The sequence below is a fragment of the Deinococcus piscis genome (assembly GCF_014653275.1).
GTDB lineage: Bacteria > Deinococcota > Deinococci > Deinococcales > Deinococcaceae > Deinococcus > Deinococcus piscis.
The window spans coordinates 14,403-39,226 of the sequence record NZ_BNAL01000016.1; the positions used below are offsets into that span (position 1 = coordinate 14,403).

Consider the following 24,824-nt stretch of genomic DNA (forward strand, 5'->3'; position numbering starts at 1 on the left):
GTCAAATGCACTAGACTGGGATGGTGTTCCGCCGCTCCGCGCCCTCTCCCCAGCCCGCGGTCCAGTGGGGTCAGGTCCAGCTGCTTGAGCTGCGGCAGTTGCGCCGGGCCGACTGGCACGCGCTCTATGCGCTGTACCGCGACCCGGAGCTGGCCCGCCTGAATGCTGCCGAGCCGACCCGCATTCCGCGCTGGATGTTCCGGTTGCTGCTGCTGGCCGAGCAAGGCCACGAGCGCATGAGCTTTGGGGTGATGGTCGGCGGGCACCTGGTCGGCAACGCCGAACTGTACGGTTTTGGCCCGGCGCGCCCGGCCCAGCCCACCCGCGCCACGCTGGGGGTGATGCTGGCCCGCTCCTCCTGGGGTCAGGGCTACGGGCAGGACACGCTCAACGCTCTGCTTGCCTGGGGTTTTGGTGCAGTGCCGGGCAGCCCTGACCCAGCGCTAGAGCGCATCCGCCTGAGCACCCTGGGCAGCAACCAGCGCGCACAGACGGCTTTTAGGCGCGTGGGCTTTGAGGAAAAGGGCCGCTTTGAGCAGCGAGGCCACACCGAAGTCAACATGGAACTGCGCCGCGAGGATTGGCTGGCCCGGCACCCTGATTCCGTCTCTTCTGTCCCTGCTGCCTCTTCTTCCCCGCTTGCTCCTTCCCCAATTGGAGGTCCCTCATGAAAGTGATTGTTCCCGACCTGCCCGCCTTCCAGAGTTTGGCCAAGCATGGTGCCGAGCTGCTGCCCTACCGCTCCCAAGACGGCCAGACCTTTGACCAGGCCGATGGCGTGATCTTTTTGCTGGGCGTGGAGCAGGCCCAGCGCCGCGCCCTGATGAACACGCCAGGCGTGCAGTGGGTGCTGACCCTGACCGCCGGAGTGGACCACCTCGCGCCCGACTTGCCGCAGGGCGTGCGGCTGTTCAATGCCAACGCCCTCCACGCCCACGCCGTCGCCGTGCATGTGGTGGCTGGCCTGCTGGCGGCATCGCGGCAGCTGCACACCTACCGTGATGCGCAGCGTGAGGGACAGTGGCAGCGCCTGCCTGAGCGAATGCATACGCTGCAAGGCCAACGGGTGGCCCTGTGGGGCTACGGCCACATTGGGCGCGAAATTGAGCGTCTGCTGGAGCCGTTCGGCGCTGAGGTGTTCACCGTCCGCAGCGGCAGCAGTGAGCAGGAGAAAGCCGAGGTGCGTGCCCAGGCCGACTTTCTGGTGCTGTTGCTGCCCAGCACGCCAGACACGCGGGGCAGTATTGACGCTGAATTCCTGCGCGGCATGAAACCTGGGGCCTGGCTATACAACATCGGACGCGGCGACCTGGTCGTGCAGGACGACTTGGTGGAGGTGCTGCGCGGGGGTCACCTGGGCGGCGCTCTGCTGGATGTGACTGAACCCGAACCGCTCCCCGCCGGGCATCCCCTCTGGAGCCTGGACAATGTGATTCTTACTCCCCACGTCGGCAGTGCCACCGCCGACCTGAACGAGCGGGCCGCCGATTATGCCGGAGCCTTCTTGCAAGCCCTGCTCCAAGGCAAGCAGCCAGAAGGCGAAGTGGACACCGGACGCGGGTACTGATACAGAGTGGGGTGATATCGCCAAAAGCAGCGATATCGCCCAGTGGGAAGAACCGGTACAGCAACCTAGGCGAGCGATACGCACTGCGGGACCGGCAACACTGTGGAGCCCAGATGAAATAGAAAGGTACTGCTTCTCCAGAGTCTATGGAATGGAACCCGACCCAATCCATATGACCGGAGGAGCGGTCCTTCCTTCAGCCTCAAGTCACCACCTCTCAAGTCCTATGTCTCCCAAAGACTGTGGGGCGGTGATGGGTGATTTTGCTTAGGCTGGGGGGAGAAAACCGGAGGCACACAGCCCACCCAGTCCTATCCCCTTACACCGCTCAGCCCCGCCCGTAGGTCTTGCTGCCTTCGCCAGCAGGCGCGGCGGTGCCCCGGCCATAGCCTGACGCAGCCGGAGCGGCTGAAGACGCGGCCCCAGGCATGGAGCCACCGGTATCACCGCTCTTGTCCGCGGCCAGGCGAGCAAATTCCTTGCTGTCCACCGCACGCTCCAGGCCGGTGTCATAGGAGATGATGCGGCGGTGGTACAGCTGCGCCAGGTAGGTATCCATGGTGATCATGCCCTCGCGGGTGCCGGTCTGCATGGAGCTGACGATCTGGTAGGTCTTGCCTTCGCGGATCAGCGCCCGAATGGCCGAGTTGGCAATCATCAATTCATAGGCCAGGATGCGGCCAGGGCCGTCGGCACGGGGCAGCAGCTGCTGGGTCATGATCGCCACCAGGTTGTTGGCGAGCTGCACCCGGATTTGCTCTTGCTGCTCTTCAGGGAACACGTCCACAATACGGTCAATCGATTCCGGAGCCGAGTTGGTGTGCAGGGTGCCCATCACCAGGTGGCCGGTTTCGGCAGCCGTCACAGCGGCCTTGATGGTTTCGTAGTCACGCATTTCGCCCACCAGAATCACGTCGGGAGCCTGACGCAACGAGGCACGCAGCGCGTTCTCGAAGCTCATGGTGTCGGCGTGGACCTCGCGCTGGTTGATGATGCTCTGCTTGTGGTCGTGCATGAACTCAATCGGGTCTTCAATCGTCACGATGTGCAGGCGCTTGGTGGCGTTGATGTGGTCAATCATGGCAGCCAGCGTGGTGGACTTACCCGAGCCGGTGGGGCCAGTCACCAGCACCAGCCCACGCGGCGAGTTAGCGATATCAATGACGTTCTGCGGCAGTCCCATCTCCTGCACCGTGCGCACCTTGGTGGGAATCAGACGCATGACGCCGCCTACATTGCCGCGCTGCATAAAAGCGTTGACGCGGAAGCGGGCCTTGTCGCCCAGCGCGAACGAAAAGTCCAGCTCGCGGCGCTCTTCAAAGGTGCGCTGCTGCTTTTCGTTCATCATCGAGTACATCAGCTTGCGGGTGTCCACCGGCTTGAGAACCGCGTAGTCCTCGTGGGCCTCGTAGCGGCCCTGCAACTTGAACTGTGGTGGCAGGCCCACCGTCAGAATCACGTCGGAGGCGTCGTTTTCGGCGGCGTATTTCAGGATATCGGTAATATCGGGGCCAAGTTGGGTCATGGGTATCTTCCTTTAGCTTTGGAGCGTGAGTGCGCGGCTTAGTTGCTGGTGACAGCCAGAACTTCTTCCAGCGTGGTGATGCCCTGGAGGGCTTTGTGAATGCCGTCGGTGCGTAGGGTCCACATGTCCCCTTCCTCGATGGCGATGTCCTTGATGTCGGTGGCGGTCTTGCCGGTATTGATAGCGCGGCGGATGGTGTCATCGATCACCAGCAGCTCATGAATGCCGGTGCGGCCCTTGTAGCCGGTGCCGCCGCAGCGGGGGCAGCCCGCACCCTTTTTCAGCGTGGCTCCCTGGATGTCCTCGTCGCTCAGGCCCAGGCGGCGCAGCACTTCCGGGTCGGCGACAGTGGACTGGGCGCAGTCCTTGCAGACCCGGCGTACCAGCCGCTGCGCCAGCACCCCAATTACAGCCGCGCCGATGTTGAACAGCTCCACGCCCATCTCTTCGAGGCGCACAATGGCCCCGGCAGCGTCGTTGGTGTGCAGCGTCGCCAGCACCAGGTGGCCGGTCAGGGCCGCTTCGGTGGCAATTTTGGCGGTTTCGCCGTCCCGGATTTCCCCCACGAAGATGATGTCCGGGTCCTGGCGGAGAAAGGCCCGCAGCGCCTTGGCGAAAGTCATGCCAGCGGCGTTGTTCACCTGACTCTGCATGATGCCGGGAATCTCGTATTCCACCGGGTCCTCAATGGTGGTGGTGTTCTTTTCGGGTTTGGCGATGCGTTTGAGCGTCGAGAAGCTGGTAAACGATTTGCCCGAACCAGTAGGGCCAGTGACCAAAAAGATGCCGTTGGGCTTGTCGATCACTTCCAAGTAGCGGCGGAAGTTGTGGTCGGAAAAGCCCAGCTGCTCCACTTCGGGGATGTTCTCGGCTTTTTGCAGCAGACGCATCACGGCTTTCTCGCCGTACACGGTGGGCAGTGTGGACAGACGCAGGTCAATGTCAATCGCACCCTTGCGGAACCGCACGCGCCCGTCCTGCGGCACACGGCGCTCGGCAATGTCCAGCCCGCCCATGATCTTGATACGGGCCAGCAGCGCCTGGGCCGATCCCTTGGGGAGGGAAGCGTGCTTGCGCAGCGCCCCGTCAATGCGGTAGCGCACCAGCACTTCAGTTTCGGTGGGTTCGATGTGAATATCGCTCACTTCTTGCAGCACGGCTTCGCGGATCAGGTTCTCCACGGTGCGGACCACAGCATTGTCGTCCAGCGCGGTATCCACCTCGCCGCCCCCAGCCGACTCCTGCAATTTTTGGCGCTCGCGGCTTTCTTCCAGCAGGCGCTGGTTCAACTCGGCCATGTCCTTGGAGCCGAAATACTTCTCGATCAGGCGGGTGATTTCCTTTTCCACCATCACCGCTGGGATAATTTCGCGGCCCGTGATCAGACGCAGGTCGTCCAGCGCGAACACGTTGCGCGGGTCCTTCATGGCGACCACCAGCGACTCGCCTTCCAGGCGGATAGGCACCACCGTGTAGCGCCGGGCCGTGGCCTCCGGCACCAGCATCGAAACGCCACTGTCAGGAGGATTCTTGGCCGGGTCAATAAACTCGTAGCCCAGCTGGGTCGCCAGCGACTGTGCCAGCATCTCCGGGCTCAGCTTGCCCGACTGCACCAGGGTGTCTTCCAGCCGGGCACCGCCCTGCTGCTGCTGCTGCATGGCCGCCTGAATGTCCTCGGAATCGGCAAAGCCCATTTCCATGATCACTTCGGTCAGCGATTTGGACGGTCCGCCGCTGGCGGCGTACAGCGACTGCATCTCATCACGGAAGGGCGCAGGCGCGGGCGCAGGATAAAAGCGGTCAATCGCCTGCTCAACCTGAGAAGGTAGGCTCATCAGGAACTGCACCGGCTCACCGATCAGCTGCTGAATCTGTGAGAAGTAGCGCGGGTCATAGGTCACCACTTCGTAGACGCCTTCGTCATGCGAGAGTGGCAGCGCACCGTAGCGCACGGCGTCGGTACGCGACAGCACCTGCAACACCCGCTCAGGCACCGTCAGGCCGCCCAGGTCCGGCAGGTATTCGAGGCCCTGCTGGCTGGCGAGGGCGCGGTAGAGCTGCTCGTCGTTCAAAGAGCCCTGTCCGATCAGGACCTGTCCCAGCGGCTCGCCCGTACGCTCCTGAAATTTCAGTCCCGCATCCAGCTGCTGCGGCGTAATAATGCCGAGGCGCACCAGATAGTCCCCCAGGCGCTCCTGGCCGGGGGCCGATTGGTCGGGACGCTGCGCGGTCAGACCCAGCTCAGGGTAGTGGGTCGCCAGCCGCCAGTTCAGCGCGGCGCGCATGGCCTGATAAGGCTCGATGTCGTAGCCCGTCTCGTCCTCTAGGACCTCAATGGTGAGGGTCGACAGAGGATCAAGCATGGCGACCTTGAGGCGGTCCCCTTCAAGCGCAAACGGCAGGGCACCGGCATTCTGCGCCACCTGACCGGGAATGGCCGCCAGCGCTGTAATCTCCGGCTCAACCGTCATGAGATCCACTGTGGGAATACCCAGGCTGGACTCGATGGCGTGGGCCAGGCGCTTTTCGCCTACCACGCCCGAATCAATCATCACGTCCGCCAGGCGTCCGCCCACTTCGGCGTGGCGCACCAGCATGCGCTGAAGGTCTTCGTCGCTGATATAGCCGCCGTCCAGCAGTACGGCTCCTAACTTACGGTCTGCGATAGATAACGTTGTCATGCATCCTCCTGCGTGCGCCCAGCAGCCGGAGCGCAGTCAACATCAAGTGAATTGCCAGAATGAAATCCAAAACCCCTCAGCGCGGAGCGTTTCGCTCCAAAGGACCTACGGTTCATGTGGGTCCTCAGGGCCACCGGGCTGCCAGATGTCCGGCCCCCAGGCGTGGCCGTAGCGGGCCAGCACCCGGCGCTCCAGCATCCGCGCCAGGCGGGTGTGGGGCAGGGCATTGTCAACCAGTGGGTGAACCAAAATGGTATGCAGGCCAGCCAGGTTGCCGCCCAGCACATCGGTAAACAGTTGGTCCCCGACCATGCCCACCTGATAGGCGGGGAGGCCGAGCGCCGCAGCGGCGCGGCGAAATGATGCCGGGTAGGGCTTGCCCGCCATACCGACGCCTTCCAGCGCCAGGCGGCTGCGCCACTCCCCGGCCCGCTTGACCGTCGCGTTGCTCAGCAGCGCCAGCCGAATGCCGGAGCCGGATATCTCCTCCACCCAGCGGGCCGAGCGGGGAAAGTCGTCATAGGAGTGGTACGGGACCAAGGTGTTGTCCAGGTCCAGCAGCAACCCGCGCAGCCCACGGGCCGCCAGGAACTCCGGGGTGATGTCGGAGACGCTGCGAATCAGGTCATCGGGCCGCAGCAAGCTCATGCGCCCACCTGCCCGCTGGCCTGTGGGCGCAGGCCGATCAAGCCCCACATTCGGCCCGTCACGCCCTGGTCGCGGCGGTACGAGTAAAAGTCGGGGTCGGTGCTGCATCCCCCTGCCTGCCACACATGCTGCGGCTGGATGCCCGCTTCGAGCAGAATCTGGCGGTTGGCCGCGCCCAGGTCCAGTTGGTGCGCTGCGGCAGGGCTGGAGTCATTCTCCGAACTGAGATGTTCCCCCAGCCCCGCTGCCCTGAACTGACCAGCGACTTCTTCGCCGACGGCATACTGCGCGGCGCAGATGCCCACCCCCACCGCAGCGCGGGTGCGCTCCGGGCGGGCTCCCAGCTCGCACATGGCAGCCAGGGTGCGGGCGGCGATGCGCCCAGCCGTGCCCCGCCAGCCTGCGTGTGCAGCACCGATGACCCCCGCTTCCTCATCGGCCAGCAAGATGGGGTAGCAGTCAGCCGTGCCGATGGCGAGCAGCAGGTCCGGGCTGTCCGTGACCAGGGCGTCGCCGGTCTGCACACCTGGGCGGGCAGAAAGCACGTCCAGGCCATGCACCTGTTCCAGCCGCGCCACTTCGTGTAGCCCGTAGCCCAGCGCTCCGGCGGCCTGACGGCGGTTCTCAGCCACGAGCTGGGGGTCGTCCTGACGGTCATCCAGATTCAGCCCCGCAAACGGCCCCTGCGACAGCCCGCCGCGGCGGGTTGTAAAGCCGTGCGGCAAGCGAATCAGAGGGCTGCGGATAAGCAAGGGAGTGCCTGACACCCCGGCAGTATGCGGTGCCCGCTCTCTCGGTACTCTGACGCTGCTCACGTCCAGCCGTACTGGAGCGGCAAAAATTGGATGCGGTCCAAGAGGATGAAGTGCTCTAGACTTTGGCCCATGAGTCTTAGCATTGATATGTCAGACAAGCGCGCCCTGGTCATGGGAGTGGCAAATGCCCGGTCCCTGGGCTGGTCCATCGCTGAGCGGCTGCTGGAAGCGGGCTGCCAGGTGGGCTTTTCTTATCAGGGTGAGCGCCTGCGGGGGGAACTGGAAAAGCTGACCACTGACCGCCCTGGCACCTGGATTCAGCAGTGCGACGCGACCAACGAAGATGACCTCCAGGCCCTGTTCCAGCGCGTCAAAGATGAATTCGGTGGGCTGGACTTTCTGGTTCACGCCATCGGCTTTGCGCCCAAGGCGGCGATGGATGGCCGCTTTATTGACACCACTTCGGACGACTGGAACACCGCGCTGAACGTGAGCGCCTACACGCTGGTCAGCGCTGTCCGCCACGCCGAGCCGCTGCTGCGCGACGGGGGCAGCATCATCAGCCTGACCTTCCAGGCGTCGCAGCGCGTGGTGCCCAAGTACAACGTGATGGGCGCAGCCAAAGCGGCCCTGGAAGCCTCGACCCGCTACCTGGCGGTAGAACTGGGTGAGCGCCAGATTCGCGTGAACACCATCAGCGCTGGCCCAATGCGGACCATTGCCGCCCGCTCGATTCCAGCATTTGCGATGCTGTACAGCAACGCCGCCGACAACGCCCCACTGGGCCGCAACCCCACCCCCGAAGAGGTGGGCAACCTGGGGCTGTACCTGCTGAGCGATCTGAGCACCGGCATCACCGGGCAGACCATCTATGTGGACAGCGGGGCCAGCATCGCCACCGTCAAGGCACCGCCTGCGGCGGGGGCCACCGCAGGCCACCAGGAATGATTGGACGGCGCGGCCCGTCATATCTGGTTCTCAGACGGTTATCATCGGAAACATGACTTTTGCTTCCCGCCTGCCGCTGTTCCTCACGGTGCAGCGGCATCATCTCGAAACCTCGGCTGGTGACCACCCGGCCCTACCTCTTCTGCGTGAGCGGCTGCAACAGGCCCGAAGCGGCAGCGGCGCCATTTTGGTGCAGTGGGACGGTGGGCTGTTCCCCGGCGCTGCGGAGACTTTTTCACGCGGCTGGGTGCTGCACCCTGATATCCGCGCCGAGGAAGGCGACCTGCTGGTGCGGGCCAGCAGCAGCGACCCCTTTGCCGGGCAGCTGCCCGAGGGCGACAGCACCCTGGCGGCGCACCTCCAGGCGCTGGGCTGCACCGAGCTGGATGTGCTGGCCTTGCCCGGCTCTCCAGAGCTGGCGGCAGCGCAGGCACACGCTGCGGGCTACGGCCTGACACTGCATCTGCTGCCTTTGAAGGTCACGGACACTCCCGCCGAGCCGGACCACCCCTCGGCCCACTGAGCTGCGCCCTCTGCATTTCTCCGACTTTCCGACAGGAGGCTCCATGAACACCCTTAAACGTCAAGACCTGCCTCTGCTGGACCTCGACTACATCCTGGACGTGCTGATTCGGCTGCTGGACACGCCCAGCCCCACCGGCTTTACAGAAGCTGCCGTCCAGCTCATTGAGGCCGAACTGGCCACGATGGGGGTCAGCAGTGTCCGCAGCCGCAAAGGGGCGCTGAGCTGGGAGGTGGCTGGCCGCCGCGAAGGGCATATCACCTTCAGCGGGCATGTAGATACCCTGGGCGCCATGGTCAAAGCCATCAAGCCGTCGGGCCGCTTGGCGCTGAGCATGCTGGGCAGCTATGACTGGGCCACCACTGAGGGTGAAGATATCAAGGTCCACACCCAGTCGGGCCGCGTACTCACCGGCACAGTGGTGAACATCAAGCAAAGCGGCCACGTTCACGGCCCGGCCCTGCGCGAACTGAAGCGCGACGCCGCTGCGATGGAAGTGCGCCTGGACGAAGTGACCGCCTCGGCCAGTGAAACGCGGGTGCTGGGGGTTGAGGTGGGCGATTTCGTGTCGCTGGACGCCCGGCCCCGGCTGATGCCGTCCGGCTATCTCAAGTCACGCCACATCGACAACAAGGCGGCGGTGGCGCTGTTCCTGGCGCTGACCCGCACGCTGCTGGAGACTGCGCCGGAGCGCACGGTCGCCTTTCATGTGACCACCTACGAGGAAGTCGGTCACGGTGCCGCTACCGGTATCCCGCCCCACACGGATGAACTGATCGCGGTGGATATGGCGGCTGTGGGCGAGGGCCAGACCAGTTCCGAGCACCACTGCACCCTGTGTGTCGCCGACAGCGGCGGCCCCTACGACCACGCTCTGAGCAGCCGGTTGCGGCAGGTGGCCGCAGGCTGCGGAGTGGACCTCAAGGTAGACATCTACCCCTACTACGCTTCGGACGGCACCGCCGCTTGGCGGGCAGGCGGCGACTTTCCAGTGGCCCTGATTGGCCCTGGGGTGGACGCCAGCCACGCCTACGAGCGCACCCATACCCAGGCGCTTGAGCAGACCGGACGGCTGATGTTGGCCTACGCCCTGGAAGAGAGCGGAAGCTAAAGCTATTGGCTGCGGCGCAGCATTGTAGGTCCAAGTAGAGTGGCGCAGGGAGAAGCACCCGGTGTCACTCTAGCTTTCTGTCCTGCGGAGCGTGTTGCACGCGCTTTGCTCGCGCGTAGGCTGCACCTCCTGTAATCATCTGACTCTTTCACTCTGTTTAGGAACTGCTGAGAAACACACCGGCAGGCGTCACACGTCACGTTTGCGCCAGGGGAGCATGCCATCCTAAAGGCCCATCCCTAATTCCCCGTTCAGAGGAGGTTTTTTATGACCATGCAAGCGACTGGCCCCTATGACCGTCCCCCCATGCCTGCCGGTGAACCAACGGACATGCCCGCGCCCCGTCCGGAGCAGATGCCCGGCCAGGACACCGACCCGGTGCCGATGCAGGACCCGCCCACCAACCCCGACACTCCGGGGATGCCCACGCCGGACGCCCCCAGCAACCCGGATACCCCTGGCCTGCCTGACCCTATGCCCGGTGCCCCCACCCCAATGCCCGCAATGTGACTTTGTGATTCTTGGCAAGCTGTGATTCTCGGCAAGCAGGCCCCGCCCCCTTCTGAAGAGGGCGGGGCCTACTCACTGCTCTAGTTACAGCTGGCTGTAGTCCTGGTTGAAGGTCTCGCACTGGTCGGCGTCGCCGCTCTGGAAGCCCTTCATAAACCAGTTCACCCGCTGCTCGGACGTGCCGTGGGTAAACGAATCGGGCTGTACATAGCCGCGCCCACGCGACTGCAAGGTGTCGTCCCCGATGGCGGCGGCGGTGTCCACCGCTTCGCGCACGTCGTCCTGGGTCAACTGAGCCAGGCTGGAAACCCGCTTGCCCCACACACCCGCGAAGCAGTCGGCCTGAAGCTCCATGCGCACGCTGAGCTGGTTCCCCTGGACTTCGGGCAGACGCTGTTGCTGACGCTGCACCTGATCGGCAATGCCCAGCTCGTTCTGGATGTGGTGGCCGACTTCGTGCGCAATCACGTAGGAATACGCAAAGTCGCCGCCACCACCCAGCTGCTGCTGCATTTCGCTAAAGAAGCTGGGGTCCAGATATACGGTGCTGTCCAGCGGGCAATAAAAAGGGCCGACGCCACTGGTGCCGGTGCCGCAGGCCGTCTGGGTCTGACCGCTAAACCGCACGAAGTTGGGCGAGTTGTATTGCAGGCCCTCCTCGGTGAAAATTTCTGCCCAGACCTTGTCGGTGCTGCCCGCAATCGAATTGAGGAACTGGCTGAGTTCGTCATTCTGAGCGGTCTGTGCCTGGGGCTGAGGTTGCTCGGTCTGCACCAGGCCCGTCTCCGTGATGATGCGCGGGTCAATTCCGAAAAAGGCAGCCACCAGCATCAGGAGGAGGCCCCCTATTCCGCCGACGACCAGGCCGCCGCCTCCACCGCCCCCGCCTCTGTTCTCAAATCCACGGCCACTGCCAGGAAGATTTTTCCATTCCATAGTCTTTCGTTTGCTCCTTGTGCGGCGGTGCCCAGCGGGCCGTGCGCCTCCATCGGTAGTCCACTGCGGGAGCCTAGCCCACGGCGTGCGGGCGTCCCGGCTCCCTTTTCCTGTCTGGTCTACCTGCCACAGTGTAGCGGCGCAGCTCCCACAGGTGCTGACGCCGCATTTAGAAGTCAGGAAAAGTCAAGAAAAAGTCAACTTGGTTCCAGCCGGGGAGCTGCTGTGGGCTGCTCACCCGCCTGGCGGCCCCGCTCACCCAGATAAAACACGCTGGGCACCACATAAAAGGTGAGGAGTGTTGAGGTCACGATGCCGCCCAGAATCACGATGCCCAGGCCCCGGCGGAACTCGGCTCCGTCGCCCTGACCCAGAATCAGCGGAATGCTGATGACCAGCACCGTCAGCGTGGTCATAATGATGGGCCGGAAGCGCAGCTCGGCGGCTTCGATCAGGGCGTCACGCAGCGGCTGTGAGCGCAGGCGTTCGGTCACGAATTCGAGGTACAAGATGGAGTTCTTGGTGCTCAGGCCCAGCAGAATCACCATGCCAATCATGGTAATCACGTCCAGGTCAGTGCCAAACAGCCGCAGCGACCACAGGCCGCCCACCAGCGCCAGCGGCACCGGCAGCAGCAGGTACAGCGGATAGCGGAACGAGTTGAACTGGCTACCCAGCACCAGATAGGTGAGCAGCGACGCCAGCACGATCAGCACCGGCCCGTAGAAAATCAGGTCTTCGGTGAGGCCCGCGCTGCCGAACGAGCTGGCATTGCCCAGGGACACGTTGTCTTTCAGCAGGCCTGCCGCAGCCACCTTATCGGTCAGCTGCTTGCCATAGGCAAAGGCGTTGGGGCCGCCGGGCACCAGGTCAATGTCCAGTGTGGCGGTAAAGGCTTTGTTGAGCCGCGAGAGCGTGGCCGGCGCTTCGCCAATGCGGAATTCGCCCAGCGACCCCAGTGTCACCTCGGTCCGCAGAGCGGGAGCATAGATGGTCTGCCCCAGCAGGGCCTGCTCTGTGGGAATGCGGGCCGGGTCCAGCCGCACCACAATATCCACGCCGGTGTCGCCCTCACGCAGTTGCCCCGCCACACTGCCCTCGTTGTAGGTGCGCAGCGCATTCGCCACGTCACGCACGGTGAGGCCGGTGCCGCTCAAGCGGGCCGGGTCCGGCACGAAGACGCGCTCCTGGCGGGTGTCGCTCAGGCTGCTGGTCACGCTCTGCACATTCGGGTCCTCCCGCAGCACCTCCAACACGGCGGCATGACGCTCGCGCAGCAGCGCCTGGGTAGGAGCTGCTAGCGCCAGGCTCACATCACTGCTGCCCGCAGGTCCGGTTTCAACAGCAGTGACCCGGATGTCTGCGCCAGGCACCTGCGCGGCGAGGGGAGCCAGCTCGGTGCGGTACGCCTCGATCAGCTCCTGCACGCCAGGGCGCTGCTCTTTGGGAGTCAGGTTGACGGTCAGGCTCGACTCGTTGGTGCGGGCCCCGGCCAGTGGGCCACCGGAGCCGACGTCCGCCTGCACCAGCGTCACTTCGGGTTTGGACAGCAGCCGCTCCTCGACCTGCGCGGTCAGGGCGTTGGTGGCGTCCAGCGCCGCGCCGCGTGGCAGCTCCACCGATACGGTCATCAGACCCGAATCGCTCTGCGGCACAAAACTAAAGCCGATGCTCCGCAGCGCTAGCGGCGCACTGAGCAAAAAGAGTCCAGCCGCCAGCACGGCCACCCAGGGACGGTTCAGCAGGGCGCGCACCGAAGCCGCGTAGGCGCGGGCCACCGCCGAGACGGCCCGCTCGGTGGCGCGGTGCAGCGTGCCGGTGAGGGCTTCGAGGACTCCCAGCAGCGCGGCGGTCAGGTAACGAAACACGGCCAGGGTCAGCGGAGCCAGCAGCGACAGGGCGGCCAGCGCCCAGGGTTCGAGTGCGTAGCCCTGCGTGCGGGCCACCCATTCGGCCAGCAGCCAGGTGGCCGCGCCCGCCAGCAGCAGCCCCAGCACGCCGCGCCCGGTCCTGACCCCGGCCAGCGACTGAAGCAGCAACCCTGGGAACTGTGCCAGCACGCCCGGCACATCCGCCCAGCCCAGCGGCTGACGGTCACGGGTGTAGGCCATGCGGACCGTCAGGAACAGCAAGCTTTCCAGCCAGCTCATCAGAATGGCAGCAGACAGGCCCAGACCGAACTGACTGAAAAACTGCCCCAGCAGTCCCGGCATCAGGCTGAGGGGAATCAGCACCGACAGCAGCGCGAAGCTGGCTGCCGTGACCGCCGAAAAGACTTCCGAGCCGCCCAGCAGCACCGCTTTGAGCCGGTCATAGCCCATGTCGCGGTAGCGCTGCACGTTCTCGGCCACCACGATGGAATCGTCCACCACGATGCCGATAGCAACGATAATCGCCAGCAGCGAGACGATATTGAAGGTAAAGCCCAGGCTGCTGTACACCAGCGGCGCGGCACTGATAGAAATTGGCACCGCCAGGATGACCGCAAACACAGTGCTGAGCCGGCCCAGGAACAGCAGCACGATGACGCCCACCGCTGCCACCGCAATAAAGAACTCATGCAGGGTGTCCTCGACTGTGGCGCGGGTGACTTCGGTGGTGTCGGTGGCCACGCTCAGGCGGTAGCCCTGCGGCAACTCAGCGGCCTGCTCGGAGACGACTTCACGCACCGCTTCAGCCACCGCCACTGAATTGCTGCCGCTGGCCTTGCGCACATCCAGCAGCACGGCGGGCTGACCATTGACCCGCGAGAGGGCCGTGACCTTTTCGCTGGCGTCGCGCACATCGGCCACATCGGCCACCTGAATGCCGCGTGCCGAATCCACCAGGATGTTCTCTACATCGCTCAGGGTGCCGGGGGTGTTGCGGGTGGCAAAGGTGATTTCCTGCCCGTCCTGCACCAGCGTGCCCGCTGGCACGTCCAGCGCCGAAGCACCGATGGCTCCGGTCACCTGCGCTGCGCTCAGACCATAGGTGTCCAGCCGGGCCGGGTCCAGCAGCACTTCTGCGGCCCGCTCGCGCCCACCCGACACTGACACGTCGGCCACGCCGGGAATTCGCTGCAAGCGCGGCACCAGAATGTCCTCGGCGTAGCGGGCTGTCTCGGCGGGGCCTGCCCCCGAAGAAAGCAGCGCCAGGGTCAGAATCGGCTGAGCATTGGGGTCGAACTTCTGGACCACGGGCGCTTCGGCTCCGTCTGGCAGCGCGCCCCGGATGGCCGATACCGCCTGCGACACCGAGTTGGCCGCCGCGTCAATGTCGGTGCCCTCGGCAAAGGTAATCACCACCGCCGACTGACTGCCCACCGAAGTGGTGCTCACGTCGGTGACGCCCGCCACCGTGCTGATGGCGTCTTCGACGCGGGTGCTGACTTCGCGGTTCACCTGCTCGGGGCTGGCTCCAGGATAGGTGGTGCTGACCGCCAGCACCGGCACCTCGAAGTTGGGCAGCAGGTCGGTGCCCAGACGGCTGGCCGAAATCAGGCCCAGCAGCACTGCCACCACGAAGATACCCAGCGAGAACACCACGTTCCGCACGCTGAAGCGCACCGCCGGATGAATGGGCGGCTCAGGAGTGCCGTCGGGCAGCAGGCCAGGCGGCGGGTTAAAGGGGTCGGGCTGCCCGTAGCGGTCCAGCCCGGCAGTCGGCAGCGGCTCTTGAGCCTGTCCCTTCCCCTGGCCCTGGCTCTGCGGAGTCAGCCCACTCATTCGCCGCCGCCTGACACGCCTGACTGCACCGCAACGCGGGAACCGTCCTGCAAGGAGCTGGGCACCGGATAAATCAGCCGGTCACCATCCTGAAGGCCGCTGACCGCCACCTGGCCGTCGCTTTCGGCCAGCACTTCGACGGGCACCCGGCGGGCCTCGTCTCCCTCGGCCACATACACATAGTTTTCACTGCCCGATACACTCAGGGCGCGGCTTGGCACCAAGACGCCGCCCGCCAGCTCCAGCCGGTAACGCAGCTGCACCGTGGCCCCCGGCGGAATGGCTTCGCCGCCCTGGATGCGGGCCCGTAGCGGCACCTGACGGTCCTCGCCTGCGATGCGCTCGCCGCCTTCCACCACAGCCACGTAGTTGACGCCACCGTAGCCCAGATTCAGGCGGGTGCCGGGAGTCAGCTGCGCAGCGTCCTGCGGAGACACGCCAAAGGCCGCCCGCACCGAGGAGGTGTCCACCAGCCGGAACACCGGGCTTCCCTGCGCGGCGAATTCACCCGGCTGTACCAGGTGCGCACTCACCGTCCCTGCAAACGGAGCCGTCACCCTGGCCCGCTGGATCCGGTCCTCGGCCTGGGTCACAGCCGCCTGCGCAGCGTCCACCTGCGCAGAAAGCAGCTCTAGATTGGTTCCCGTGGCGGTGCCTGCACGGTTGGCACTCAGGGCCGCCTGCGCCTGGGCCAGTCCGGCGCGGGCCTGGGTCACGCGGTCACGCGCAGCGTCGAGGGCCGACTGCGGTGTGCCGCTGGCCTCTTGGGCGCGGTTCAGTTCCTGCTGGGCCAGATTCAGACTGGACTGCGCTGCCGTCACCGACGCTTCCAGTGCTCCAGCATTCTGGCTGAGGCTCTGGCGGGCCGAGGCGTAGCCGATGCGGGCCTGCTCCAACTGGGCGCGGGCATTCTGGGCTGCCTGCTGAGCGTCAGTATCGTCCAGGCGGGCCACCACAGCTCCGGCAGCCACACTTTCACCCTCGGCCACCTCGTAGCGCAGCAGGGCTCCGCTGGTCAGTGCCGCGACATTGCTGGTGCGGCTGGCCTGGGCGGTGCCGGTGACGCGGCGCTCGGTCCGGAGGGTACCTTCCTGCACCGTGAGCACCTGAACCGGCTGGGCGACCACTTTGGGCGGCGGCGCGGCCACATCTACGCGGGCGGGCTGGGCTCCGGGCTCGGCGGGGCGGCACCCACTCAGGCCGGGGGCCAGCAGCGCCAGGAGGAGAAAAGGGGTCAACTGTTTCATAGGGCACCTGCCAACAAGGGAAAAACTGTCCACACAGCAGCCAGTGTGGTCAAGGATGGGTCGGTTTTCAAGTGTTTGCTCATTTTGTTCCCTCGCCAAAAGCCATTCCCGGCCACAGCAGGTCAAATAGCCCCCGCACGAAGCGGCCCGGGTCGCGCGGCCCCGCAGGAGCAGCAGGCATCCGCCCCTGCTGAAGCCACTGACTGAGCGCTCCGGTGATGGTGAGGGCAGTGAGCTCGGTGTCCAGCGGACGCAGCCGCCCCAGCTCCAGCTCGGCACGCAGGTAGTCGGCCAGTGCGCCTGTGTCCTGCGCCAGCGGGTTGCCGAGCCGCGCCAGCAGCGGATTGTGTTCGGGAGCGTGCCCGCGTGAAAACACCAGCATCAGCGCGTCCAGCAGGTCCTGGGCTTCGCGCAGGTAGCTCATGCCGCAGCGTTCCAGATTGCCGCGCACGTCACCCTGTCCCACTTGCTGGAGCAATTCCGTGCGCCAGCGGCCATAGCGGCTCAGGCCGATGGCTTCCTCGAACAGCTCCTCCTTGGTGGCAAAGCGGCTAAACAGGGTGCCTTCGGAAATGCCCGCCCGGCGCGCGATTTCAGCAGTACTCACGCCCACACCTTGCTCCAGAAATGCACTGCGGGCCGCGGCCACCAGGGCTTCAGTCTCGATAATTTTGGGCCTTGCCATACCTGAGTATGCACTCATTTAGGCTGGCAAAACTGTCACCGTATAGGCGGCGCGGCTTTGTGTTCAGTCGAGCACATGGGCGGAGCCCATCACTTCGGCAGCCACCCGCGTGCCTTCGGCCCAAAGCGGTTCGCCAGCGGGCCGCAGCACCAGCAGGTCCTGGGCGCTGCCCCCCTCTCCCAGCCGCAGAGTATAGGCCACCGACGGCCCCCGGAATTCGCGGCTAAGCACTTCGGCGGGACCGGCTGGGTCCGCGTTCAGGCGCAGCTGCTCAGGGCGCAGGCACAGCATGGCCGTGCCCTGCAACGGGCGGCTGAGCGGCACGCGGCCCAGGGCACACTCGGCGGTGTCCCCCTGGGCCGCAGCAGTCAGCAAGTTGGCGCGGCCCAGAAAATTTGCCACGAAAGCGGTGCGCGGCGCAGCATAGACCTCAGCAGGCGGACCGGCCTGCTCCACTGCGCCTGCCCGCATCACCACCACACGGTCACTAAAGGCCAAAGCCTCTTCCTGATCGTGCGTGACCAGCAGCGCCGCCGTGCCGCTCTGACGCAAAATGGCGCGCACCTCGGCGCGGGTGGAGTGGCGCAGTGAAGCGTCCAGATTGGAAAAAGGCTCGTCGAGCAGCAGCAGGGCTGGGCGAACGGCCAGGGCGCGGGCCAGCGCCACGCGCTGCTGCTGACCGCCACTCAGCTGGTGCGGCATTCGGCCTTCAAACACAGTCAGGCCCACCAGAGCCAGGGTGTCCTGCGCCCGCTGGCGGCGCTCGGCGGCGGGCAAGGCGCGCAGACCAAACAGCACATTGTCCAGCACGCTGAGGTGCGGAAACAGCGCGTAATCCTGAAAGACCAGCCCCATCCCGCGCCGCTCGGGGGGCAGCGGCGTGATGTCCTGACCGCGCAGGGCCACCTGGCCTCCGTCCGGCGCTTCCAGCCCAGCAATCAGGCGCAGGGTGGTCGTCTTGCCGCAGCCCGAAGGCCCCAGCAGCGTGACCAGCTCACCCTCCCCCACATCCAGATTCAGGTGCTGCACCACCGGCGGCAGGCCAGGGCCGTAGCTTTTGGTCAGGTCACGCAGGGACAGCAGGGGCATTTGGGTCATAGGTTCACTCTTTCAGAGGGGCAGTGTTCAAGGGAGCTGGATTCCAGGGAGCAAGGAGCTGAGGCGGGAGGTCACAGCTTCTCACGGCGCAAAATCAGGACCGACAGCGCGGCCCCGGCCAGCATCAGCGCCAGAGCGTAGGGCGCCGCCGAGCCATACAGGGCCTCTTCGGTGTAGGTCCACACGCCTACCGCCAGCGTGTCAAAGCCTGCCGGGGCAAGCAGCAGGGTCAGCGGGAGTTCCTTGAGCACGCTCAGGAACACGAACGCCGCACTGACCAGCAGCCCCGGCAGCACGATAGGCAAGGTCACGCGGCGCATGGCCTGCCCTGGGGTGTCGCCCAGCACGCGGGCGGCTTCTTCCAGGCGGGGGGTGGCGCGCACCAGTGAAGACCGCAGCGGCCCGATGGCCTCGGCAGCAAAGTGCAGGGTATAGGCCAGCACCAGCAGCGGCAGGGTCTGATACAGCGCAGGCACCGCCGCCAGCGTAAAAAACACCAGCGCCAGGGCCAGCGCCAGTGGGGGCGTGGCGTAGCCCAGGTAAGCCACCCGCTCCGCCAGGCGGGCCAGCCAGCCACGGTAGCGACTGCCGATATAGGCCAGCACAAAGGCCAGTGCCGCGGTCAGGGTGGCCGTGAGTGCGGCACTGCCACCCGCCAACCGGGCCGCTTCCCCCACCTCGCCCAGCACATAGGGACTGATGCCCAGCCGCAGCCAGTACAGCGCCGTGCCCAGCGGCAGCACCAGTGTCAGGGCGGCCAGGGTCAGCATCAGGGCCCAGGCAGGCCAGGCCCAGACACCCAGAGGCTGACGGCGGTGTGGGCGCACAGCCCCCGCCGAGACCCGGCCCAGGAAAAAGCCGCGCAGCAGCCGGGCTTCCAGCCAGAGCACAGCACCGGTCAGGGCGAGCAGCGCCAGCACCAACCAGGCTGCGTACACCGTGTCATAGGCGGCGGTGTACTGCTGATAGATGGCGGCGCTAAAGGTGGGATAACGCATCAGGCTGACCACAGCAAAGTCGCCCAGCACGTGGAGGGCGACCAGCAACGCCCCAGCCAGCCAGGCTGGGCGCAGAGCAGGCAAGGTCACGCTGACAAAGGTCTGCCAGGGCGTGCGCCCCAGCAAGCGGGCGGCTTCTTCCAGGGCAGGGTCAGCGGCCCGCAGACCCGCGTACAGATTCAGGAACAGATACGGAAAGGTGAAGAGCGTCAACGCCAGCAGCGCGCCTCCAAATCCGCTAGGCGTTGCTGGGGCCCAGCCGGTCAGGGCGTCCAGCGACCCGCCCGCTCCACTGGCTGCAATCAGGGCATAGGCCCCCACGTAGCCGGGCACGGCCAGCGGCAAGACACCCAGCAGCGCCAGCAACCGCTGGGGCCGGAAAGTAGTGCGCCCCGCCAGATAGGCCAGAGGCAGGGCAATCAGGGTGCCGCATACCACCACGCTCACGGTCAGCAACAGTGTGTTGCCCAGCAGTTCCAGGTTGCGGCTGCGCCACAAAATCTCGTGCACGGTGCCCAGGTCTGCGCCAAAGGCTTCACGCAGCAGGTACAGCATCGGGAGGGCCACACCCAGTCCAGCCAGCAAAGCGGGCAGGGTCAGCAGCAGCGGGGGGCGGTCAGCACGGTTCGGCATAGGCAGGAGGGGCAGGCAGCGCGGCCAATCATATCAGAAACCGGAGTAGATCAGTCGGAATAAGCTTGTGGGAGCGTCCTTCAACCCAGGCGGCCCCGCCAGGCGAAGGAGGCGGGGCCGTTCAGGGAGAAAGGAGAAGAGAAGCTGGCTTACAGCAGTCCAGTTTCCCGCAGCAGCTTCTGGGCTTTTTCCAGGTTTTTCGGTAGGGCACTGGCGCTGATGCGGGGGCTGCGCTTGACGGCGTCGGCATAGGGCAGCATGCCGCTGGGGGTGTAGGTGTTGCCGATGACGGGGTACTCGAAGTTCACGCCCATAAAGAAGTTCTGCGCGTCGCTGGACACCATTTTCTGGACCAGGCGGCTGGCGGCGGCGGGGTTCTTGCTGGTCTTCAGCACGCCTACGCCGGTGGCATTGCCCAGGTTGCCGATATCTCCCGCCTTGAAGAAGTGGGTTTCGACCGGGTAGCCCAGCTTGCCCACGCGCTGGATGTAGTAGTGGTTGGTCAGGCCCATATCAATCTGACCGGCGCGGATGGCTTCCATCATGTTGACGTTGCTGGTCTTGTAGTCCACCGGATTCAGCTTTTTCATGTCCAGCAGCCACTGCCGGGTCTTGGCCTCGCCGTGCTGGGCAATCATGCCCGCCAGGAAATCCTGAAAGGAGGGATAGCTCAGCGTCCATCCAATGCGGCCTTTGAACTGGTTCATCTTGGGCAGATCAAAGACGCTGGCGGGCAGCTGGCTGGCCTTGACGCGCTCGGAGCTGTAGGCCAGCGTGCGGAAGCGCAGCGTGGTGGGCACCCAGTTGCCGCTGGCCGGCATGTACTCGCGCGCCACCGGGCGGGTGATGTTGCTGCCCAGCCGCACGAAGCGGCCATCCGCGTCCAGCTGGCCCATCGCGCCCACCGAGTTGCCCCAGAACACGTCAGCGGGTGAGCGGGCACCTTCTTGGCGCAGCAAGGCCACCAGCTCGGCGTCCTTGCCGTAGCGAACATTGACCTTGATGCCACTTTCCTTCTCAAAGCGCTCGACGATCGGCTCCACAAAGGTCTTGCCACGGCCCGAGTACAGGGTAATAGAACCGCTCTGCGCCAGGCTGCTGCCTGCAAGCATCAGAGCGCCCGCCATCACAAATACTTTTCTCATGGGCTTAATCCTAAGTAAGTCGCTCAGGATTGTCAAGTCTGGGATTTAGGTTGCGCTCTAGAGCCTTTGATTCGCGAACGATCTGCTCTAGCGCTTTTCCAGGGCCAGCTCAATCAGGCGGCTAACCAGTTGCGAGTAGCTCAGGCCGTGGGCCTGAAGCAGCGACGGATACATGGACGTGGTGGTAAAGCCAGGCATGGTGTTGATTTCATTCAGCAGCAGCTCGCCGGTCTCTTCGACGTAAAAGAAGTCCACGCGGCTGAGGCCCGCGCAGTCCAGGGCGCGGTAAGCTTCGAGCGCCAACTGCTGCACCCGCTGCGCAACCTCTGGCGGCAGCGGCGCAGGAATCAGCATCTCAGCGCGGCCCCCGGTGTACTTGGTGTCGTAGTCATAAAAGTCAGCGTCGAAACGCAGTTCGCCCACCGGGCTGGCAATGGGGTCATCATTGCCCAGGATGCCCACCTCCACCTCGCGGGGCTTCACGCCCGCCATCGCTTCGAGAATCACGCGGCGGTCATGCTGAAAGGCCAGCTCCAAGGCGGCGTCCAATTCGTCGGCGCTCCCCACACGGCTGACGCCGACGCTTGACCCCATGTTGGCAGGCTTGGCAAACAGCGGGAAGCCCAGCTCGGCGGCGCGGTCACGCACCCCCTGCGGGTCGCGGCTCCACTCGGTGCGGCTGGCCTCGCGCCACGCCACCTGCGGAATGCCCACCGCTTCCAGCACCCGCTTGGTCATGATTTTGTCCATGCCCACGGCACTGCCCAGCACACCGCTGCCCACGAAGGGCAGGCCCGCTAGGGTGAGCATGCCTTGCACGGTGCCGTCTTCACCCATCGGGCCGTGTAGCAGTGGAAACACCACGTCATAGCCAGCCGCGTCCGACACCCGCCGAAGCATGAGCTCACCGCCCGACTCGGCCACGCCTGCGCCCAGTGCCTGCGCCGTCTCGGAGGGGGGCAGCCAGCGCCCCTCCTTGGAAATCACCACAGTCGTCACTTCAAAGCGGTCCTGGGGCAGCGCGGCCAGCACCGAGCGGGCACTGGACAGGCTGACCTCATGCTCTTCGGATTGGCCTCCGGCCAGCAGCAGCACGCGGCGGCGCGGCTGCCCGGCAGTGGCCGGAGAGGAAGCGGGGTGGGAGGAGGCAGAGTTCAGCTCGGACATATACGCCCAGCAGTATGCCAGAGACGGTGCGCTGGCCGGTGCGCCGCCCACGAAGCGGCCCCGCTCCACTGGGGGCGGGGCCTGGGATTTGCTCGGTTCAGAGCGCGGGACTCATTGCAGCGGAATGGTCACGGTAAAGGTGCGCTCAGTCTTGCCGCCTGCGGGCAGGGTCAGGGCCAGATTCACATCGCTGCCTTCACGCCGCACGCCAGCGCCCAGAGCACCTTCGGCCTTCACCTCAGCGCGGTCATTGTACAGGCTTTCGGTGATTTCTACCTTCACGGGCTGCTTTTTGCTGTTCTCCAGGGCGTAGGTCACCTGAAATGCGGCGCTGCGGGACGTGCGGCTGAGTGCCTTCACCGAGCGCACATAGGTCACATCCGGGTCACGGCCCAGCGCAAAGTCCACCGGCTGACCGGGGGCCGTCTCCTGCACCCGGGTCTGACCGGTCACGCGGCCATCTTCACGCACTGTCAGGCCGCCGCCGGGCAGCGCACGGTCCGCCTTGAAGCGGTAGTACCGGTTGAGCACGCCCCGGTCATTCTGTTCAGAAAAGCCGCGCTTGAGGCCAGCGTACGCCTCAAACTCGCTCACCGCCGGGGTCATGAACGGCAGGGTCACGGTGCTGCTCGCGGGCAGAGTAAAGGCTTCGGTCAGGGCATAGCGGTAGATACCGTTCAGGCTCTCTTGCTGGGCAATATTGCGAGATGCAAATTGGGCCTCAGTCACCTTGGATACATCAAACGCCATCACTGGCTCTCCTATCGTGGTATATCCGTTGCCAGGATTCAGGTTCACATCCCCCGCCAGCAGCTCCGTCTTGCCCACGCTGTAGCTCAGCTCGGTGCCGTTGTTCACGTCGGCCAGGGCTTCCAGTGTCGGCTTGCCACCATTTACACGCAGGGTGTAGCGCGGGGTCCAGCTGAGAGAACGGGTCAGGTAACTCAGCGTGCCTTGCCCAGCAGCAGGAGCCGCCAGGGTGAAAGTGCTGACCGGCAGCGCGCCGTAGCCACTTTCGGGGGGCAGCGCGGGGAAAGCCAGCTGCGCGGGGTCCACCCGGCGGTACATGCCCTGAGCGTCCTGAATCAGCACATCACGGGCACGTACCAGGGTCACGGTTTGCGGGGCTTTGCCTTGCTCGTGCAACACCACTTCACGGCCTTCAAGGTTTTCCAGCCAGCTCGCCTGGGTTGCATGTACAGCGCGGGTGTACGCGAGGCCCTCCAGGTCCAGCGAGTCACGAATCAGACCGCTCCAGGCACTTTGGGGCCAGACCACGGTGAGGGTGCCGTCCTGAGGGGTCACCGCCTGGCGGACTTCAGCAAAGTCCCCATATAGGCGCAGGTCCGCCTGCAAGGTGCGCTCAGCAGCTGGGGCGGAAGCAGCGGGACGCGAAACGGTCTGAGCCTGCACCGAACCCAGCAGGAGGGGAACCGCCAGGAGGGAAATCATCATTTTGTTCATGGCTTTACTGTGGCACTTCTCACCTGACGGTCCATGAGGAAAAGCCTGCGGACAAAGCTGGAACCTCTTTACTGCAACACCTTCACCGTAAAGGTGCGTGTCACCTCTCCCCCAGCGGGCACTTCGGCCACTAGGCGCACCCGGCCTCCTTGCAGCTCGGCGTCACCACTGACCCTGGTGTCGCCGTAAACCTGCTCGGTCACTTCGGCACGGACTGGCTGCGGGCGGGCATTGCGCAGGCGGTAAGTGACGGTGTACGTCACGCGTTTGGCCTTGCCTTCGGGCACCACGTCGCCCTTCTTCACTGTGCGGTCATAGCTTAGGTCCGGATCGCGGCCCAGCGAGAACTCCACTGGCTGCCCAGCTGCCGTCTCAGACACGCGGGTCTGCCCCGCCAGTCGGCCCTGCTCGCGCACGGTCAGCGTGCCGCCTGGCAGGGCCTGCGCTGCCTTGAAGCGGTAAAAGCGGCCCAGCACGCCTTTGCTGCTTTGCCCGCTAAAGCCGGTATTCAGGCCTGCGTAGCTCTCAAAATTGCTCAGCTTCGGCTCCATGAAAGGCAGGGTCACGGTGCTGCCTGCTGGCAACTCAAACGGCTGGTCCAGTGCATAGCGGTAGATACCGTTCAAGCTGCCCAGCGCGGCAATATCGTAAGCGGCCCTGCCTGTTTCGGCAGCGGCGGAGGTGGCCTGCGCCGTGTGGCCCATGACAGGAGTGCTCGGCCCCAGCTCTAGCCCCACATCGCCCGCCAGCAGCTCGGTGCTCTGCACCTGATAGGCCAGGTCGCTGCCGTTGTGCAGGTCGGCCAGGGCCGAAAGCTGCGGCGGTGTCCCCTCGGGCCCCAAAGTCAGGGTGTAGCGGGGGGCCCAGCGCAGCGCATGGGTCAAGTAAGCCAGCGTGCCACTTCCCGGCGCAGGCAGGTCGAATGTCGTGGTGGTCTGGCCCCCGCTTTCCAGGCCCTGACTGTTCAGGGGTGGCATGTCAGGCACCGCCAGCTGTGCCAGGGGAACTTGCCGGTAATCTCCCCGGCGGTCACGAATTAGCCCGTCGCGGGCGCGCACCAGCGTGACCCGGCTGGCGCGGCCTTCTTCGTGTAGGGTCACCGTCTGGCCCTCATAGCCCTCTAGCCAGGGTGCAGCCACGGCATGTACAGCGCGGGTATAGGGGAGTCCCTCCAGGTCCAGCGAACCAGGGACCATCCCCTCCCAGGCCGTTTCGGGCCAAGCGTAGCTGAGCTGGGTTTCACCCGTGGTCACGGGCGTCCGCACTTCGGCAAAGCTGCCGTACAGCCGTAGCTCACTGCCAGCGGACTGCGCCTGCTCGCCCGTTGCCGCTGAGCTGGCCGCCTGGGCCTGCGCGGCACTGCCCGGCACCTCTAGGCCGCGTCCAGCCAGCATTCCCAACCCAGCGGCTCCCAGCGCACCCAGCAGTAGCATTCCCCCCAGCCTCATTTTCGCGTCCATGCGCTGACTGTGCCGC

At 65.3% G+C, this 24,824-nt stretch carries 20 protein-coding genes; 6 read left to right on the top strand and 14 right to left on the bottom strand.

Annotation, left to right across the window (positions count from 1 at the left end; translation table 11 throughout):
- Positions 1-23: 23 nt before the first annotated feature.
- The gene (locus tag IE158_RS07310; RefSeq protein ID WP_229838983.1) at positions 24-671 is read left to right on the top strand and encodes a GNAT family N-acetyltransferase; all 648 of its coding nucleotides are present in this window, start codon (positions 24-26) and stop codon (positions 669-671) included.
- A complete protein-coding gene (locus IE158_RS07315) occupies positions 668-1,567 on the top strand; it encodes an NAD(P)-dependent oxidoreductase (RefSeq protein ID WP_189643006.1) in 900 nt (299 codons plus the stop codon). The genes IE158_RS07310 and IE158_RS07315 overlap by 4 nt, the downstream gene beginning before the upstream one ends.
- A 328-nt stretch (positions 1,568-1,895) precedes the next feature.
- On the opposite strand, the gene IE158_RS07320 is transcribed toward IE158_RS07315, so the two are convergent.
- The 4 genes from IE158_RS07320 to pgeF all read right to left on the bottom strand — a co-directional run bounded on the left by IE158_RS07320 (position 1,896) and on the right by pgeF (position 7,188).
- Positions 1,896-3,092 carry a type IV pilus twitching motility protein PilT gene (locus IE158_RS07320; RefSeq protein ID WP_189643007.1) on the bottom strand — a complete coding sequence of 399 codons (1,197 nt, stop codon included), beginning with the start codon at positions 3,090-3,092 and terminating at the stop codon, positions 1,896-1,898.
- 38 nt (positions 3,093-3,130) lie between these two features.
- Positions 3,131-5,773 (bottom strand): type II/IV secretion system protein, encoded by a 2,643-nt coding sequence (locus tag IE158_RS07325; protein WP_189643008.1) that lies wholly within the window; start codon positions 5,771-5,773, stop codon positions 3,131-3,133.
- A gap of 105 nt (positions 5,774-5,878) precedes the next feature.
- The gene (locus tag IE158_RS07330) at positions 5,879-6,421 is read right to left on the bottom strand and encodes a YqeG family HAD IIIA-type phosphatase (RefSeq protein WP_189643009.1); all 543 of its coding nucleotides are present in this window, start codon (positions 6,419-6,421) and stop codon (positions 5,879-5,881) included.
- Positions 6,418-7,188, bottom strand: a complete 771-nt coding sequence (gene pgeF / locus IE158_RS07335; protein WP_189643010.1) for a peptidoglycan editing factor PgeF — start codon at positions 7,186-7,188, stop codon at positions 6,418-6,420. Before pgeF ends, IE158_RS07330 begins: the two co-directional genes overlap by 4 nt.
- A gap of 117 nt (positions 7,189-7,305) precedes the next feature.
- Between pgeF and IE158_RS07340 the strand changes: the two genes are divergently transcribed.
- The 4 genes from IE158_RS07340 (at position 7,306) to IE158_RS07355 (ending at position 10,268) form a co-directional block, all read left to right on the top strand.
- On the top strand, positions 7,306-8,124 hold the full coding sequence (locus IE158_RS07340; RefSeq protein WP_189643011.1) for an enoyl-ACP reductase FabI: 819 nt from the start codon (positions 7,306-7,308) through the stop codon (positions 8,122-8,124).
- Positions 8,125-8,176: 52 nt separating this feature from the next.
- Entirely contained in the window at positions 8,177-8,647 is a 471-nt protein-coding gene (locus IE158_RS07345; RefSeq protein ID WP_189643012.1) for a cysteine hydrolase family protein, read from the top strand.
- A gap of 43 nt (positions 8,648-8,690) precedes the next feature.
- Complete coding sequence (locus IE158_RS07350) at positions 8,691-9,758, top strand: M42 family metallopeptidase (RefSeq protein ID WP_189643013.1); 1,068 nt, start codon at positions 8,691-8,693, stop codon at positions 9,756-9,758.
- A 267-nt stretch (positions 9,759-10,025) separates the two neighbouring features.
- Positions 10,026-10,268 carry a hypothetical protein gene (locus IE158_RS07355; RefSeq protein WP_189643014.1) on the top strand — a complete coding sequence of 81 codons (243 nt, stop codon included), beginning with the start codon at positions 10,026-10,028 and terminating at the stop codon, positions 10,266-10,268.
- A gap of 84 nt (positions 10,269-10,352) precedes the next feature.
- Here the strand turns inward: IE158_RS07355 and ypfJ are convergent, their stop codons facing one another.
- The 10 genes from ypfJ to IE158_RS07405 form a co-directional block, all read right to left on the bottom strand.
- A complete protein-coding gene (gene ypfJ / locus IE158_RS07360; protein WP_189643015.1) occupies positions 10,353-11,204 on the bottom strand; it encodes a KPN_02809 family neutral zinc metallopeptidase in 852 nt (283 codons plus the stop codon).
- Between the two features lie 197 nt (positions 11,205-11,401).
- Positions 11,402-14,911 (bottom strand): efflux RND transporter permease subunit, encoded by a 3,510-nt coding sequence (locus IE158_RS07365; protein WP_229838984.1) that lies wholly within the window; start codon positions 14,909-14,911, stop codon positions 11,402-11,404.
- Positions 14,908-16,158 (bottom strand): efflux RND transporter periplasmic adaptor subunit, encoded by a 1,251-nt coding sequence (locus IE158_RS07370; RefSeq protein ID WP_189643016.1) that lies wholly within the window; start codon positions 16,156-16,158, stop codon positions 14,908-14,910. Before IE158_RS07370 ends, IE158_RS07365 begins: the two co-directional genes overlap by 4 nt.
- Positions 16,159-16,237: 79 nt before the next feature.
- The gene (locus IE158_RS07375; protein ID WP_189643017.1) at positions 16,238-16,843 is read right to left on the bottom strand and encodes a TetR/AcrR family transcriptional regulator; all 606 of its coding nucleotides are present in this window, start codon (positions 16,841-16,843) and stop codon (positions 16,238-16,240) included.
- 63 nt (positions 16,844-16,906) lie between these two features.
- Positions 16,907-17,941, bottom strand: a complete 1,035-nt coding sequence (locus IE158_RS07380) for an ABC transporter ATP-binding protein (RefSeq protein WP_189643018.1) — start codon at positions 17,939-17,941, stop codon at positions 16,907-16,909.
- A gap of 71 nt (positions 17,942-18,012) precedes the next feature.
- On the bottom strand, positions 18,013-19,572 hold the full coding sequence (locus tag IE158_RS07385; protein ID WP_189643019.1) for an ABC transporter permease: 1,560 nt from the start codon (positions 19,570-19,572) through the stop codon (positions 18,013-18,015).
- 149 nt (positions 19,573-19,721) lie between these two features.
- Positions 19,722-20,717 carry an extracellular solute-binding protein gene (locus tag IE158_RS07390; RefSeq protein WP_189643020.1) on the bottom strand — a complete coding sequence of 332 codons (996 nt, stop codon included), beginning with the start codon at positions 20,715-20,717 and terminating at the stop codon, positions 19,722-19,724.
- An 87-nt stretch (positions 20,718-20,804) separates the two neighbouring features.
- On the bottom strand, positions 20,805-21,884 hold the full coding sequence (locus IE158_RS07395) for a D-alanine--D-alanine ligase family protein (protein ID WP_189643021.1): 1,080 nt from the start codon (positions 21,882-21,884) through the stop codon (positions 20,805-20,807).
- Between the two features lie 111 nt (positions 21,885-21,995).
- Positions 21,996-23,348: a hypothetical protein gene (locus IE158_RS07400; RefSeq protein ID WP_189643022.1), complete on the bottom strand. Its 1,353-nt coding sequence runs from the start codon at positions 23,346-23,348 to the stop codon at positions 21,996-21,998.
- A 68-nt stretch (positions 23,349-23,416) separates the two neighbouring features.
- Positions 23,417-24,808 (bottom strand): hypothetical protein, encoded by a 1,392-nt coding sequence (locus IE158_RS07405; protein ID WP_229838985.1) that lies wholly within the window; start codon positions 24,806-24,808, stop codon positions 23,417-23,419.
- Positions 24,809-24,824: the final 16 nt, after the last annotated feature.